The organism is Nostoc sp. (genome assembly GCF_036917615.1).
Lineage (GTDB): Bacteria > Cyanobacteriota > Cyanobacteriia > Cyanobacteriales > Nostocaceae > Nostoc.
The window spans coordinates 133,194-147,268 of the sequence record NZ_JBALCZ010000070.1 but is presented as its reverse complement, the minus strand read 5'-3'; the positions used below and the strand labels follow the sequence as shown (position 1 = coordinate 147,268).

Genomic DNA, 14,075 nt, shown 5'->3' with positions numbered 1-14,075 from the left:
AATTACTGGCGGAGTTACTGGCGTAATTACTGGCGGAGTTACTGGCGTAATTACTGGCGGAGTTACTGGCGTAATTACTGGCGGAGTTACTGGCGTAATTACTGGCGGAGTTACTGGCGGAGTTACTGGCGGAGTTACTGGCGTAATTACTGGCGGAGTTACTGGCGTAATTACTGGCGGAGTTACTGGCGGAACTACTGGCGTACTAGGGTTATTTTTCCCAGGATACTGCTCAGTATTTGACGGGACTTGTCCTTTGTGTTCAAAGGAATTTAATAGGGAATTATCTTCAATAGGATCTATTGGGGAATCTTTTGTAATAATGTCGTTGCTAGACGAATTAGAAGGACTAACGGTTAACTGTAAAAAAGATGGGTTTTCAACTACTCCCTGGCCTGTTATGGGCGACTGTGCCTTCAAAGCCACAGCAGTTTCAGCTTGAACGCTAGCGATCGCTGGGTCGGCCGTGGGCGTAGGATTTTGCCTAGTCAAATCAAGTCCCCGAACCATATCGCTCGTTTGATAAAAATTTCTTAGATCAAAATCGTATAAGCCCTGAAATTTACCTTTGACTATAACCATCATCTGTCCTGCTTGCAGCACCTTAGTTTGAGAAGCTTCCTTATTAGAAACTTCAATGCCGCTATTTGTCAGCGCACCCACAATCGTGGTATCCGTTTGTTGGTTATAACGTACAAATAATGCTGAACCACGAATTGCTGCTGCTGCACTTGGCGTTTGTATATCTGTTTGTCCCCTTCCAGGTGGGATAAGCAGCAATGCGGTTCCGTTTGACAGTCTAAAGCTGCGAGTCTTTGGTAAAAATTGAAATATAGCCTGTTCCCCCACTCGTGCCAAAGAGCCGTCATTAAACCGCAAGTCTGCTAGGGAAGCTCGACCAGTTGACAATCCATCCCCAGGAATCATTGCATCTGATTTACGTGCAGGACGCTTCTTGAGTTTATCTTTGGGTATGAGTTGTACTATGTTGCGGAGGTTCTGAATCTCCGCTCGCGTCAGAGGAGTTATGGCACTTACCCGATTTGGCAAAGGCAGTACTATAACTCCCCATAAACCAATCACTAATAGTGGAAAAGATTTATGAAACATAATTTGATAATTTGTCAACTTAAACTAATACTAAATGAGTTAAAGGTTTAAGCTGTTGTTAATTGTTAAAGTTAGTTTTTTCAGCAAAATTATTTGAATTTTACTTGACATCTAATACATAAAATAGATAACAAATAAACGATGTGTTTAGTTTATTTAGCTTTCTCTTCTGAAACTTACATTGTATGCAATAAAGTCTATGACAGATTTCCTAGCTAGTAGTTGATATAAACAATTAAATGAGGAGTACCTTACAGATAATCCTTTCTAATCAGATTAGCCACAGGTTCATCAGTTATGCAGGACAAGAACTTTTTAGGGATCTGTTGTGAAATGACTCACTGGCTGTATTTCACTAAAGGTCAGCAAAGATTTCCTCGGAGCATCTCAGTTTTGCAAAAAAATCTGGGAAAAATCCGAAAAGCAGCAATTTTAGTTTGTAGTTTCAGTATATACCTACAAAGTTAAAATAGATACACTCAATTGTATATTCTGAATCGGAACTTTCGATACAGCTTGTAGGTCTATATTTGCCAAACGCGATCAACGCGATCTAACTAGATGCGACTCAAAAACTGGAAGAATTTGTTTTTTTGTATTTTGTTAGCATCCAGTGGTGGAAGCTGGTGTTGCATTAGAGTAAATGCGGCAGAATCTGCAAATACAGATATTTGGCGTCCTAACAGTTTAATAAGCACACAGGTAAATTATCAGCAGTTATGTCAGAAGTTGCAGCAAGAGGCAATTAACTCTTTGTGCAAGCAGTCTAGTAAGTCGCATCCTTTAGACTCTCAAATGCCGTTAAATCTGGTACAGCAAACACCACAAAGAACTCAAGCCCCAGACCAAACCGAAAAACCTGAAAATACTCAAAAGCAAAATGACCCGCCACAATTAGAATCGCAACCAAGTAATTTGCCTACATCTCCTCCAGACTCAAAAGAGCAACTGTTGAATGCACCTCAAATAAATCAGTCCCAAAGGCTAGAGAGGCTAATACAGCTGCTGCGATCGCCAAAACTACCACCTGAGTCTGATAGCAATCACGAATTGGGGTTGCGTGTGCGGTTACTACCCCTAGAACAGCAGCCACCCACACCAACAGAACAATCCGTAGTTAGCTTTAAACCCATAGGCTATCTACAGGCCCGTGTGGGCTACTTCCAAACAAATAATATTTTTTCCTCAAATGATAGTCCAATAGAAGATGGTTTCATTATTTCTGGACTGAGGTTAGCCTCTACATATTTCCCTTTGGGATCTAAGACTTATTTAAACGCTTCAATTGATGGTAATCTCATTCGTTATATAAATCAGTCACAATACCATTACAACCAGGTAAGATTCAATCTTAGTATTTACCAGCAGCTATCGCAGCGAATGTACGGTCAAATAAGTTTGAGCAATCAACAGTTATTTTATGCCAATAACAGCGATCGCCTTGATAGCTTTAAAGCAGGCGATCGCTTTTTAAATGAGAATTCCCTCGAACTGTCTTTGGGACGGCGAGATCCCTTAACTTCAAAATTAACGCTAGATAGCTTCTACGAATTGAGTGTAAATTTTGCTGATCCCCTAAGTCGTAATCGGATAATCAATTCCTTTTGGGTGTCTTTGAACTACTACTTGCAAAAGCCTCTCCAGGTTGGTATTGACTACCAAGCGAACTTCTCGGACTTTACACAGCGCGATCGAGAAGACCAATTTCATCGGATATTCGGGCACTTAAATTACCAAATATCCGATACCATTTATATGAATGTGCAGGCTGGAGTAAGTTTAGGTAGTTCAACCGCCGAAGACATTGATTTTGATGGTTGGTTCTTCAGTATTAGTTACAGTTTGCAATTAGGTCAGTTTTGATAAGAGTTAGGAGTTAGAAGTTAGGAGTTAGGAGTTAAGCTAATCGTCATTCATTTTTTCAGACTGATTTACTTGTAGTAAGGGATTCAGCCCTAGTTTTATCCAACTTAAATGCTCATTAGCTTAGGATTCATTCAATTTTGGATTTTAGATTTTGCGGAAAGTCGGTAGCTTGCTTCCCGCAGGGTGCGCCGGCTTCCGGCGATCTGTTAGCGCAGCCTCTTCGACGTAGCGCAAAGTCTGAGCCGAGGCTTCCGACGCTCGCGGACTCGCTAACGCTGCGCTATCGGATCATAACTTTGTAAGAGAGGAGCATCACTTTCCAAGACAGATTTTAGATTTTTCTTTCAAGCCGAAATTCAAAATCTAAAATTGGCAGAGTTTGAATTTTTAATTATTAACTTCTCACTCCTAACTCCTAACTATAAATAGGAAATCCAATCACTCCAGCTACCAGCATAAAGTTTACCCTTGCTAATGCCAGCTAATTCTAAAGAAAGTAAATTCACACAAGCAGTAACGCCAGAACCGCAATAAACCAAGATTTCCTCGGCTGTTTCTAGTTTTTCCCACCGACGGCGTTGTTCTGGTTGAGGGATTAGGTAGCCGGAAGAGTCTGTAACTTCTTGCCAGGGATAGTTCACTGCACCAGGAATATGACCAGCAATTTTATCAATAGGCTCTCGTTCACCTTGGTAGCGATCGCTTTCTCTTGAATCTACCAATACTACCTCGTGGCTATCTTTCCGGCTTTTCACCGCTGTAATATCTACCACCTTTTCTGTTTGTACTTGAGCTACAAACGTACCCATCTGCGGGGGAGGAATAACATCTGTAACAGAATACCCAGCTTTTTGCCATCCAGCAAAGCCTCCATCCAGTACTGCTACTTGCTCATGTCCTAAATAGCGCAACAGCCACCATAGACGAGCTGCAAAGGCAAAGCGCGAATCATCATAAGCTACAACTAAACTTTTTTGGTAATTTACCCCAATGGCCGCAAATTTCTTAGCTATATGATTGGGGTTAGGTAAAGGATGTCTCCCGCCATGTTTAGCTACTTGACTAGAAAGATCCTGATTTAAATCTAGGTAATATGAACCTTCTATATGACTTGTTTGGTAATGTTGTTGTCCTAGTTGTGGATCGGCTAAAGAAAAGCGACAATCCACAATCACGACTTGCGGATCTTCTAGATGTTCAAATAGCCAAGCTGGCGAAACAACAAATTGGGAATTGGGCATTGGGAATTGGGCATTATCTTAGAGGACTTATGCAACTGGCACAAATACGATTTATTACCACTGTTTGTGCTTGGTTGGTGGTGGCGCTGTCACCAGTTGCGATCGGGCTAATCAGGTCTTTGTCGAGTAGGATGACCTTACCAATGATGACTTTATCATCTTTTGCACGAGCCTAGTAGGTCGAAGTATGAGGTAGCAACGGTTCCAGGGGCAATATTGCTGATGTCGATTTTAACGGTGCGCTGGTAAAAATTGAATCGATTTTTGGTCAATATCGCAGGTAAGAGTAGGCAAAAATAGCGCGATAAATTCAATGAAAAATGTAGAAATTAATTCTTGAAATAAGCGGTCACGGTCGATAAATATAACCTTTTATAACAGCACATTGCGGTTATTCTATCATGAGATTTTGCAAATATTATTTAAGTGCGATCAATGATTTGGCTTCGGCTAGTTGTCCTGTGGGGAGGTCAGTAATTTGGAAGGTAAGGTCAAATGGATTGGTGGGGTCGAAGAGAGTGTTTCAGAGATTTTGTGGGTTATCTTTAAATGTGTTGATTAATATGGGAGGTAAATTATGGATGGAGAAGAATTGAGAAGAAGATATGCTGCTGGAGAGAGAGATTTTAGCGGTCTGCTATCTCAGTGATGTTAATATCAGCGTCTCCGAACCAATAGAAGATGTTTTTATTAATATTGACTTGAGTGGAATCAATTTGAGTGGAGCCAACTTTACTGATACTATCTTGGCTGGTGCTGATCTTACTGATGCCAATTTGAGTAACGCCAATCTGACTAGTGCCGACTTGGGCCAGTGCAAATTGATTCGTGCTAATTTGAGTGGAGCCAATTTGACTAAAGCTTATTTGGATGTTGTTGAGTTCATGAATACTGACATGAGTGGTGCTGAATTGCGATCCGCTTCTATCACCCAAACTTGGCTGGGTAACACTAATATGAGTGGTGCCAAGCATGTGAGTAATGTTGACTGGACTGGTACTCGCGTCCGAGGTCTTGTATTGGAGGATGGAACCGTGATCGATTCCGATCACGACTGGTGAGACTGTTGTTGGTTGAGAATCAGTGCGATCGCTCGTAGAGGAACGAAACCCAACACTGATAATAAATATCTCACGACAAAGCTCTCAAAGAATTCACATTTGTTATAAAATGTCAGACTTAGAAAATTTTACACCTAAGCTCACAGCAGATGGTTCTTTCACCTTTGTTTCTCTCTTCCCCCCTCTCCCAAGCTGAAAAAGAACACTTGCTAACTTATGCTGCTATTCCCTATCGCGATCCTCAATTGAGCAATTCAACCGAAGTCATAGTGATGCGGCGACAACAAGAGCAACAAACCTTTTGCCTGGAACCTACCTCCCGTTGGCAAAAAAGGTGGTTGTTGGGAACACAAGGCAGGGATTTTATGGGAACTAGTTTGTAGTTCAGTTGCGATGTCTACGACAGGCGTAGCTGCGGCAACTACAAGCCTCATCCTCAGTTCTTAATTCCAGAAAAGTTAGATATTTTTTTTGCCAAAAATTCTAATTTCCCTAGTACTTACGTACTTTACAAACTAACTCTAATGTGTATTACGCAAAATGTCCCTTTCGGTCTAACGCTGATTTAATCGCATATTTACTGTGTTGGGTGCTAGATATGACTCAAAAGCCCAAATTTTGTACAGTACATATGTATGATGCCTAAGTCCTATTACTTTTTAGATACTCAGCCAACAAGTTTTTACAAGCCAAATGGCTTAATTATGTGGTAGTATTCAATATTACATAAATTTAACAGTGATTAAGTATTAATATAAATAAGTCAGTAAAAACACATATAGCTAATAATTACCATAAAGATTTGAAATTCAAAACCCTATATCTCAATAGAAAGCAAGCAATCATAACGCTTTCTGAGGTCGCTAGGTGAAAAAATATCCGTAAAAAGCCTGATTTAACATTTGTGCCAATTCATCATACTGGAATTAGAAGCAAAAAATTTGACAACAAGATACCTTTTGTTCGTAACATAAAAAATACATGCTGCGAAAAACTCAGATAGGCAGCTTGACATCATGCATAATCCCTATGGAAACTCTGGCTCAGATATAGTCGAATATTAAATTTGTTGTTGAAATCTGACACTGTTAACTTGTGCAAAAATTTGGAGTGCCTTTGTGATTCAATGGAAATCCAACCATACAGGCTTTACAGAACAAATTGTTAGTGGGTCAAACCTCATTAGCAGAGTGAAGAGTATCGGTTCAAATCATGCCGTAGGATCGCAAAATGCGGAGGGTTATTCTTTAGGCTTATCTCAACAAGACCTTATGCTTGAAGATAGTCAAGCAGTGTCTTCTTGGATAAAAGCTGATGTTAATTGTGGTGATGATTCATTGGTTTCTAGAATACTACAAGCCAAAGGTTCTAAAGTGAATGAGTTTGATTTAGATCCGCCGAAGGTTTTAGTAGTTGACGATCATGCCGCCAGTCGCATGACTGCTGTTGCCCTCTTGGGGATGGAAGGATATGAAGTGATTGAGGCGGACAGTGGTTCCATCGTTGTCGGATTGGTAACTCAAAAACAACCAGATTTGATTTTGCTGGATGTAATGATGCCAGGAATGGATGGATTTAAAGTGTGCCAATTGCTCAAGCAGGATGAGCAGACTAGGTTAATCCCAGTGATTTTTATTACGGCGTTAAATGACAGGCGATCGCGCATTCGGGGAATTGAAGTTGGGGGAGATGATTTTCTCACCAAACCCTTTGATCGTGTGGAACTGGCGGCGCGTGTAAAGTCCTTGGTGCAGCAGAAGCGTCTGAACGAAGATTTAGACCATGCCGAACAAGTACTATTTTCTATTGCCATGTCGATTGAAAGTCGCGATCCCAATACGGGCAACCATTGTGAACGCCTGGAAAAACTGGGACAAGTTTTTGGTGAATACCTCAACCTCTCACGCTACCAAATTCGAGATTTGAGGTGGGGTGGTTATCTCCACGATATCGGTAAGGTGGGTATTCCCGATGCAGTACTTTTGAAAAAAGACAAACTTACCCCCGAAGATTGGCAGATCATGCAGCAGCACGTTTTGATTGGAGAAAAAATCTGTCGGCCACTACGCAGTATGCGAGGTGTAATTCCCATTATTCGTCATCACCACGAACACTGGGATGGCTCAGGCTACCCTGATAGACTCAAGGGGGATGATATTCCCTACCTGGCACAAGTATTTCAGTTGATTGATATTTACGATGCTCTGACGAGCGAACGGCCTTACAAAAAAGCTTTTACTTCAACAGAGGCACTTTCAATGATGCAAGAAGAAACTGATTCCGGTTGGCGAAATCCTAAACTAATGCAGCAGTTTACAGAGTTTATTCGCTCTTGTCAGGAAAAACTTTAGGGAGTAAGAGTAGGGGATTTTGTCGCTGCCGTAATGAATAAGAATTGGTATTATCCTAACTCATTGTATATTTCAGTCTTCTATGATTAGCTGGTATGATTTAAGCCTAGATCTTAAAGTACCAACAGCATTAATCACAATTTCACTGATAGCTAATAGCTAATTATGGTAGTTGTAGTAATTCTAGCCGCCGGACGCGGCACACGGATGAAATCACGCTTACCCAAGGTTTTACATTCTTTGGGTGGGCGATCGCTAGTCGAGAGAGTTCTCGAAAGTGTAGAACCACTTTCACCCTCACGGCGAATCGTGATTGTGGGATATCAGTCCGAGGAAGTGCAAGCTGCCATGTATTCAATTAAGAGCTTGGAGTTTGTCGAACAGACTGTGCAATTGGGGACAGGTCATGCCATCCAGCAATTACTTCCTCACTTGGAAGACTACACTGGGGATTTGCTGGTACTTAACGGCGATTTACCGTTGATACGCACCCAAACCCTCCAGCAGATGTTACAAACTCACGCCCGAAATCAAAACGCCGCCACTATTCTCACCTCGCACCTACCTGACCCCACGGGCTACGGGCGAGTTTTTTGTAACGATGAAAATATTGTGCAGCAAATGGTCGAACATAAGGATTGTACTGCTGCTCAAAGACAAAATCACCGGATTAACGCTGGAGTTTACTGCTTCTGCTGGCAAGATTTGGCAAAGGTGCTGCCCCATCTACAGGCAAACAATGCCCAAAAAGAATACTATCTCACTGATGCCGTAACTCAGGTCGGACAAGTGATGGCAGTGGATGTTGAAGACTACCAAGAAATTCTCGGCATTAATGATCGCTTGCAACTAGCAACAGCATCTGAAATTTTGCAAAAACGAGTCAAGGAAAAATGGATGCTAGCTGGTGTCACCCTGATCGACCCTACAAGCATCACCATTGATGAAACAGTGGAATTACAGCCAGATGTAATTATTGAACCCCAAACTCACCTGCGGGGAAATACGGTGATTCAAACAGGAAGTCATATTGGGCCGGGAAGTTTAATTGAAAATAGTCACTTGGCTGAAAATGTCACAGTCCAGTATTCAGTAGTAACAGATAGCACCGTGCAGGCAGGAAGCCGAATTGGTCCCTATGCTCATTTGCGCGGTCAGGTAGAGGTGGGTGCTGGTTGCCGGGTGGGGAATTTTGTGGAATTGAAAAATACGCAATTAGGCGATCGCACGAATGCGGCACATTTGTCGTATATAGGTGATAGCGTTGTCGGCAATCAGGTGAATATTGGTGGCGGTACAATTACTGCCAATTATGACGGCGTGAAGAAACATCGTACCAAAATAGGCGATCGCACAAAAACTGGTGCCAATAGCGTTTTAGTTGCTCCACTCACGTTGGGAGATGATGTCTACGTGGCTGCTGGTTCCACTGTTACAGAAGATGTTCCTGATGATTCTCTGGTGATTGCTCGTAGTCGTCAGATAGTGAAACCTGCTTGGCGCAAGAAGAGCCAATAAAGCGATAATTAAATCATCAGATTAGCTGATTGAACTATAGGTAAAAGATGAGGAAAACAAAACAAATTACCGCGATTATTGAGCGTGAGGAAAAGGGCTATGTATCGCTTTGTCCAGAATTCGATATTGCTAGCCAAGGCGACACCATCGAAGAAGCACGCAGTAATTTAGTTGAGGCATTGGAATTATTTTTTGAGACAGCTGACCCTTCTGAAGTCCAAGATCGGCTAATTACAGAAGTATTTATCACGCGCCTAGAGATAAGTGTTGGGTAAGCTGCGCGTTCTTTCAAGTAGAGAAGTGTGTCAAATATTTATAGCTGCATGGCTTTGTGCAAGTACGCCAGCGCGGTAGCCATATTATCATGCAGCAGCGAACAGAAGACTCAACTATAACCGTTCCTATTCCTAATTATGACGAGCTTCGTGCCGGCACTTTACGATCTATTATTCGCCAGTCAGGATTGCCACGCGCTCTTTTTGAGGTGAATTAGCAGAAGGTGCAGATTAAGCAATTTCATTGTGGATTAGGTTCCTAATGCACCCTTATATCTTAGTTATTTTACCGCTCAAGTACAATCAAATCGTTTGTATGGTTTTAGCTTGTCCCATTTGAGCCATCAGAGCAAGACGAACACAATTTAATATGAAAGAATTGCTAGAACTGAGGCAACTTCTAGAACAAGGCAAAATCCATGAGGCGCTTCTGTTAGTGGATGAGTTAGAAGAAATGAGCCTCAGTAACAAAATCAATAAAATTGATAGTTATGGTGTGATTCTTCTCATCCATTTAATTAAACAAAAGGCTGAAAAACGTTCTACTCGCTCTTGGGATGTTTCGATAGAAAATACGGTGCGTGAAATCAACAAAATAAACAAGCGCCGCAAATCCGGTGGTTTTTACTTGAATCAACCAGAATTAATCGATATTCTGTAACAAGGATATCAAGTTGCACTGAAAAGAGCGGCGCTAGAAGCTTTTGTTCGCGCTGCGTTCCGCAGCAAAGGGCCTTATGAAACCGAAGAATTAGCCGCAATGGTTGACCACAAGAAACTTTCGCCGAAGCGCTGAAACTGATTCAACAATAGCCGATCAGTTTGTTGTCAGTCCATTCTAAGGTGTCACCAATTTTTTCGCCGTCGTGGTAGGCGGCGAGTAAGATTTCGCTGGTTTTACCCCAAGCGATCGCTCCACCAGCATCTAAGGCGATCGCTCCCAAATCCCGTTTGTTCTCCTGGGCTTCCCCAAAGGATCGCTGCATGGCATCCTTTAGGGACATACCATCAGTGACACGTACTACAATCCGTGGGGCTAAACACTCATCAATGATGTCTTCGCCAATCCCAGTACAGCTAACACCAGCATTATTAGTAGCATAATTACCTGCTGGCATTGCAGAATCACTTACCCTTCCAATCCGCTCAAAGCCTTTACCACCTGTAGAAGTGCCAGCAGCTAGCTTACCATAGGCATCTAAAGCTACCACGCCAATGGTACCGCGTCCAGCATTACTGGTTTCTAAGATTTCCGGTTCTGCTACCACGTTAGCCATTGTGCTTTTAAAATTATCCTGGCGCTCTTGTATCCACTCTTGTAACCGCAAATCAGTTAAAGCATTATAGCTGGGAAGTTGCATTTCCCGCGCCAACTCAGCCGATCCGAAATCTGATAGGACTCGATCTGGAGAGTTTTGTAAAAATTGTGCTAACTCAATGGGATTTTTCACCCGCGAGATATTAATCACACCACTAAATCGCCCTGATGCGCTATCCATCAGGGAAGCACTCATGCGGATTTGCCCATCAGATTGCAGTACTGAACCAGTACCAGCATTAAAGCGGGGGTTATCTTCGAGCATTTGGCAACCCTGCACCACCGCCTCAGAGGCAGTTGCTCCGGATAATAGCAGAGAATAGACTTGTTCTACTACTGTATGGAGCGATCGGCGCACCGCCTCCAATCCGCCTTTACCGTGGAGAGAACTACCAGCCCCGCCATGAATAATTAATTTAGGTTGCACCTGTGACTCCATTAATCCCTTGCGCTATTTGCGTCTGTGTTGCGGTTAGTTTCATTTTGAGCTTCAGAACGGCGACGACGACAACGTTCTGAGCAGTATTTCACATCGTCCCAGCAATCTTGCCACTTTTTACGCCATGTGAAAGGACGTTGACATACCGGACAGATTTTTGTAGGTAGGTCAGATTTAGAACGAACACGTCCCATATAAATACTGTGTAGATGAGAATTTGATTTCTGAGAGAGATGGAAAATAATTATAACCAGTTTGCTATGAAGGGAGGATACTTTCGCCGAACAAATGTAATGTCAATCTATCTTTAGAATTATTTTTTAGCTACTTGTCTGGGAATACAAAACTATGGGCAAATGGTTCAACTCTTAAATAAGTCTGTAAATTTTTCCAGAGAGGGGTTTTCGTAGCATTGTTAAACAAAAAGAGAAACACTGAAGAGCTCTGTCAATGGCTCCTACCTCCTGCCTGCTTCAATACATACAGGACTTATGCAAAAAGGCAGTGAAAGCCTTGATTTACCGTAGGGGCAATTCATGTAGAGGCATACTCCTACGGAGAAGCAAGCTACGCGGAGTGTCTTGTAGAGAAGCGGCTTAAAGCAGGGTAAATTGGTGTCAACTTCTGGTAAAACCCTCTTAAAACCTCGTTTCCAGCCAGAGGCTGGAAATGCTGTTCATTGCGGCTCTGCCGCGAGTAAGATAAGCGGAGCCTCCCATTAGGCATTAAGAGTCAGAGACTGGGAACGAGACAATCTCTAAAAGCTGCTTCTAGGGTAACTTTCACATTACAGCAGTTTTCATATATTTGAACCACATCTTTCGTAAGAGCACAGTATTGCTGTGCCCATAGAGCGTGGTCTATTTACCTGAATAATAGCTGTAAGTTGACATGCATGGGCAGGGTATTGTCCCTACATTTCGTACTTGATGCATAAGTCCTATACATATAGGACTTATGCAAAAAACCTCTCAAACTCTTATTCCTCCGTGTCCTCTGCGTCCTCTGTGGTTCGATTTTCCGTTACCTGTGCGTAAGTCCTGACATATAAGAAAACATTAAGAAGTGAGATTGTAAGTAAATGGGCACGAATAAACCTAACTATGCAACTAAATGTAAACTCACTGAAATCATTGCGATTGCAACTCTTAGAGACGTGCCTCTCAGTAGCAATACGTTTCACTCGCAATCACATATTTGTAAATAATAGAAAAGTAATATACGGACTACTAAATAGCGGTTGGTGGAGCGACATGGCTGAAATAGCCCTCTTCTAAGTATTGTATATGTACTATATAAGTCTTAAAACCTTAAAATAGAAAAGTTAGCAATAAATAAGCAAGTTTTGGTCTGTTAAGTGAGTAATACGAGCCAAGAAGCTGTGAGGCACTTCGGTAATAAACGCAGTCTTTTTTAAAATCTGAATAAACTTGCTATTTTCACGTACATATATACAATAGAAGATACAAAATATCTCAAGGAGGGCAACTATGAGAATAAATGCTCAAAGTATTAGTTTTTTTATACTAAGTAAAATCTGGGTACTCAGAGATAAACTGGTGCAAAATATGGCATTTTTTCCGCTCAAGCGATCGCTATATTGGACTAGAGCTACTCGTTTTTTTCGTACCCTAGTGGCAATTGTTGCTATTTTGCTGGTAGTCCTAATCTATGCAACCCCTAAAGCTTTGGCTTCAGATCACCAGGACACAACCTTTCTTGCCACTAAGCTGACTGCTGCGGATCTCACAGATTTGTTTGTGTTTGAAAGTCCCGCAAATCCCAACAATGTTGTCCTTGCAATGGATTTCGACCCTCTGATCGTTTCTGGTGAAATGAGACCATTCGATCCAAATGTTCTTTATCAGTTCAAGATTGATAACACTGGTGACAGTATTGAAGATGTCGTACTTCAATTCAAAATAAATGGCACAGGCTCACAGCAAACTGTCACAGTCAGCCGCCCAACTCGTCAAATCACAGTAGGAACAACGTCACCTTTGCTTCCAGTAAGTACGACAGGGCAACTCAACCAACCATTCACCGCATTTAACGGTGCGAGGTTCTTTGTTGGCACACGGAAAGACCCGTTCTTTTTCGATCTAGAACAGTTCTTCAAAATCATCCCGGATCGGAACTATAGCCTTCAGCCTAATTCCAGTCCTCCCTTCCAAGTTCTTTCCTTTAGACCACCTGGACAAGCACAAGACACCCTAGCCCCATTCAATGTCCACTCAATTATTGTCGAGCTACCCAGGCAAGTGCTTGGTAGTGGCAAGATTGGTGTTTGGATAACAACTAGTGTTGATACTCCTAGGCTCAGAAGTCGGAGTTTTGCTCAGATTGAGCGGTTAGCAGTTCCAGCCCTGAATGAACTTTTTATGGACTTTCAGGCTCATAATAATAGTAATCTTCAGACACCAACCAATGACGCTAGCAATCAATCGCAATTCATTCGAGCTTTTGTCAATGCGATTGGTAGACCTCAAGGCATAGCCAATGCAGTGATCTCAGTGGCGATTCCTGATGTTATCCAAGCTGACCTTTCCAAACCTAGCGGTAGTTATTTTGGGACTCAGTTAGGCAACAATTTTGGTGGTAGAAGACCAAAAGATGACGTAATTGATGTAACAGCATCTGTTGTCTTTGGTAATGCAGTTACAGGGATTACTACAGGTCAAATTCCGGGGCTGACTAGCGATAATGTTGGGCCTAATGATGCCAACTTTCTTCCTACCTTCCCTTATTTAGGTAATCCTTTGTAAGAGAATGTTTGAAAAGTCCTCTTGTAGGTATTAAAAGTTCTAGATTCCTCTGAATCCACGCCACTTGCTTATGGGGAACAGGGGTCTCCCCAAGTGGAGCGACTGGCGTGGGTTAGGGGAGATATAAAAGT

Annotated in this window: 13 protein-coding genes and 1 pseudogene; 10 read left to right on the top strand and 4 right to left on the bottom strand. The window is 42.1% G+C overall.

Annotated features, from left to right (window positions below; translation table 11 throughout):
- Window positions 1–1,110: FecR family protein (locus V7K85_RS26405; RefSeq protein ID WP_334818086.1), on the bottom strand; the 1,110-nt coding region annotated here is incomplete at its 3' end.
- Between the two features lie 561 nt (window positions 1,111–1,671).
- Between V7K85_RS26405 and V7K85_RS26400 the strand changes: the two genes are divergently transcribed.
- Window positions 1,672–2,973: a hypothetical protein gene (locus V7K85_RS26400; protein ID WP_334818084.1), complete on the top strand. Its 1,302-nt coding sequence runs from the start codon at window positions 1,672–1,674 to the stop codon at window positions 2,971–2,973.
- Between the two features lie 422 nt (window positions 2,974–3,395).
- Here V7K85_RS26400 and V7K85_RS26395 read toward each other — a convergent pair whose 3' ends face one another.
- Complete coding sequence (locus V7K85_RS26395; protein ID WP_334818082.1) at window positions 3,396–4,217, bottom strand: sulfurtransferase; 822 nt, start codon at window positions 4,215–4,217, stop codon at window positions 3,396–3,398.
- 29 nt (window positions 4,218–4,246) lie between these two features.
- Here V7K85_RS26395 and V7K85_RS26390 point away from each other — a divergent pair, with 29 nt between their 5' ends.
- From V7K85_RS26390 to V7K85_RS26355, 8 genes and pseudogenes are all read left to right on the top strand, one after another.
- Window positions 4,247–4,393 carry a hypothetical protein gene (locus V7K85_RS26390; protein WP_334818080.1) on the top strand — a complete coding sequence of 49 codons (147 nt, stop codon included), beginning with the start codon at window positions 4,247–4,249 and terminating at the stop codon, window positions 4,391–4,393.
- A gap of 429 nt (window positions 4,394–4,822) precedes the next feature.
- Window positions 4,823–5,278: a pentapeptide repeat-containing protein gene (locus V7K85_RS26385; RefSeq protein WP_334818078.1), complete on the top strand. Its 456-nt coding sequence runs from the start codon at window positions 4,823–4,825 to the stop codon at window positions 5,276–5,278.
- Window positions 5,279–5,457: 179 nt separating this feature from the next.
- Window positions 5,458–5,661 (top strand): annotated as a pseudogene (locus V7K85_RS26380) (hypothetical protein); the annotation flags it as partial.
- A 735-nt stretch (window positions 5,662–6,396) separates the two neighbouring features.
- Window positions 6,397–7,629 carry a response regulator gene (locus tag V7K85_RS26375; RefSeq protein WP_334818076.1) on the top strand — a complete coding sequence of 411 codons (1,233 nt, stop codon included), beginning with the start codon at window positions 6,397–6,399 and terminating at the stop codon, window positions 7,627–7,629.
- 165 nt (window positions 7,630–7,794) lie between these two features.
- Window positions 7,795–9,147, top strand: coding sequence for a bifunctional UDP-N-acetylglucosamine diphosphorylase/glucosamine-1-phosphate N-acetyltransferase GlmU (glmU, locus tag V7K85_RS26370; protein WP_334818074.1), 1,353 nt, complete (start codon window positions 7,795–7,797; stop codon window positions 9,145–9,147).
- A 47-nt stretch (window positions 9,148–9,194) separates the two neighbouring features.
- Window positions 9,195–9,422 carry a type II toxin-antitoxin system HicB family antitoxin gene (locus V7K85_RS26365; protein ID WP_334818072.1) on the top strand — a complete coding sequence of 76 codons (228 nt, stop codon included), beginning with the start codon at window positions 9,195–9,197 and terminating at the stop codon, window positions 9,420–9,422.
- A gap of 89 nt (window positions 9,423–9,511) precedes the next feature.
- Window positions 9,512–9,640: a type II toxin-antitoxin system HicA family toxin gene (locus V7K85_RS26360; protein WP_334818070.1), complete on the top strand. Its 129-nt coding sequence runs from the start codon at window positions 9,512–9,514 to the stop codon at window positions 9,638–9,640.
- A gap of 152 nt (window positions 9,641–9,792) precedes the next feature.
- On the top strand, window positions 9,793–10,083 hold the full coding sequence (locus V7K85_RS26355) for a DUF29 family protein (protein ID WP_334818068.1): 291 nt from the start codon (window positions 9,793–9,795) through the stop codon (window positions 10,081–10,083).
- Between the two features lie 142 nt (window positions 10,084–10,225).
- On the opposite strand, the gene V7K85_RS26350 is transcribed toward V7K85_RS26355, so the two are convergent.
- Together V7K85_RS26350 and V7K85_RS26345 are read right to left on the bottom strand one after the other, a co-directional pair.
- Complete coding sequence (locus V7K85_RS26350; protein ID WP_334818066.1) at window positions 10,226–11,179, bottom strand: isoaspartyl peptidase/L-asparaginase; 954 nt, start codon at window positions 11,177–11,179, stop codon at window positions 10,226–10,228.
- Entirely contained in the window at window positions 11,179–11,373 is a 195-nt protein-coding gene (locus V7K85_RS26345) for a DUF2256 domain-containing protein (protein ID WP_094350216.1), read from the bottom strand. The genes V7K85_RS26350 and V7K85_RS26345 overlap by 1 nt, the downstream gene beginning before the upstream one ends.
- 1,374 nt (window positions 11,374–12,747) lie before the next feature.
- On the opposite strand from V7K85_RS26345, the gene V7K85_RS26340 reads away from it, so the two are divergent.
- Window positions 12,748–13,944: a DUF4331 domain-containing protein gene (locus V7K85_RS26340; protein ID WP_334818064.1), complete on the top strand. Its 1,197-nt coding sequence runs from the start codon at window positions 12,748–12,750 to the stop codon at window positions 13,942–13,944.
- The last annotated feature ends 131 nt before the right edge of the window (window positions 13,945–14,075 follow it).

Excerpts from the sequence above, each read along its gene's own strand:
- V7K85_RS26345 (WP_094350216.1), bottom strand. The coding sequence starts at position 11,373 with ATGGGACGTGTTCGTTCTAAATCTGACCTACCTACAAAAATCTGTCCG.
- V7K85_RS26340 (WP_334818064.1), top strand. The coding sequence starts at position 12,748 with ATGGCATTTTTTCCGCTCAAGCGATCGCTATATTGGACTAGAGCTACT.
- V7K85_RS26355 (WP_334818068.1), top strand. The coding sequence starts at position 9,793 with ATGAAAGAATTGCTAGAACTGAGGCAACTTCTAGAACAAGGCAAAATC.
- V7K85_RS26365 (WP_334818072.1), top strand. The coding sequence starts at position 9,195 with ATGAGGAAAACAAAACAAATTACCGCGATTATTGAGCGTGAGGAAAAG.
- V7K85_RS26395 (WP_334818082.1), bottom strand. The coding sequence starts at position 4,217 with ATGCCCAATTCCCAATTTGTTGTTTCGCCAGCTTGGCTATTTGAACAT.
- V7K85_RS26385 (WP_334818078.1), top strand. The coding sequence starts at position 4,823 with ATGCTGCTGGAGAGAGAGATTTTAGCGGTCTGCTATCTCAGTGATGTT.
- V7K85_RS26360 (WP_334818070.1), top strand. The coding sequence starts at position 9,512 with ATGCAGCAGCGAACAGAAGACTCAACTATAACCGTTCCTATTCCTAAT.
- V7K85_RS26400 (WP_334818084.1), top strand. The coding sequence starts at position 1,672 with ATGCGACTCAAAAACTGGAAGAATTTGTTTTTTTGTATTTTGTTAGCA.
- V7K85_RS26390 (WP_334818080.1), top strand. The coding sequence starts at position 4,247 with ATGCAACTGGCACAAATACGATTTATTACCACTGTTTGTGCTTGGTTG.
- V7K85_RS26350 (WP_334818066.1), bottom strand. The coding sequence starts at position 11,179 with ATGGAGTCACAGGTGCAACCTAAATTAATTATTCATGGCGGGGCTGGT.
- glmU (WP_334818074.1), top strand. The coding sequence starts at position 7,795 with ATGGTAGTTGTAGTAATTCTAGCCGCCGGACGCGGCACACGGATGAAA.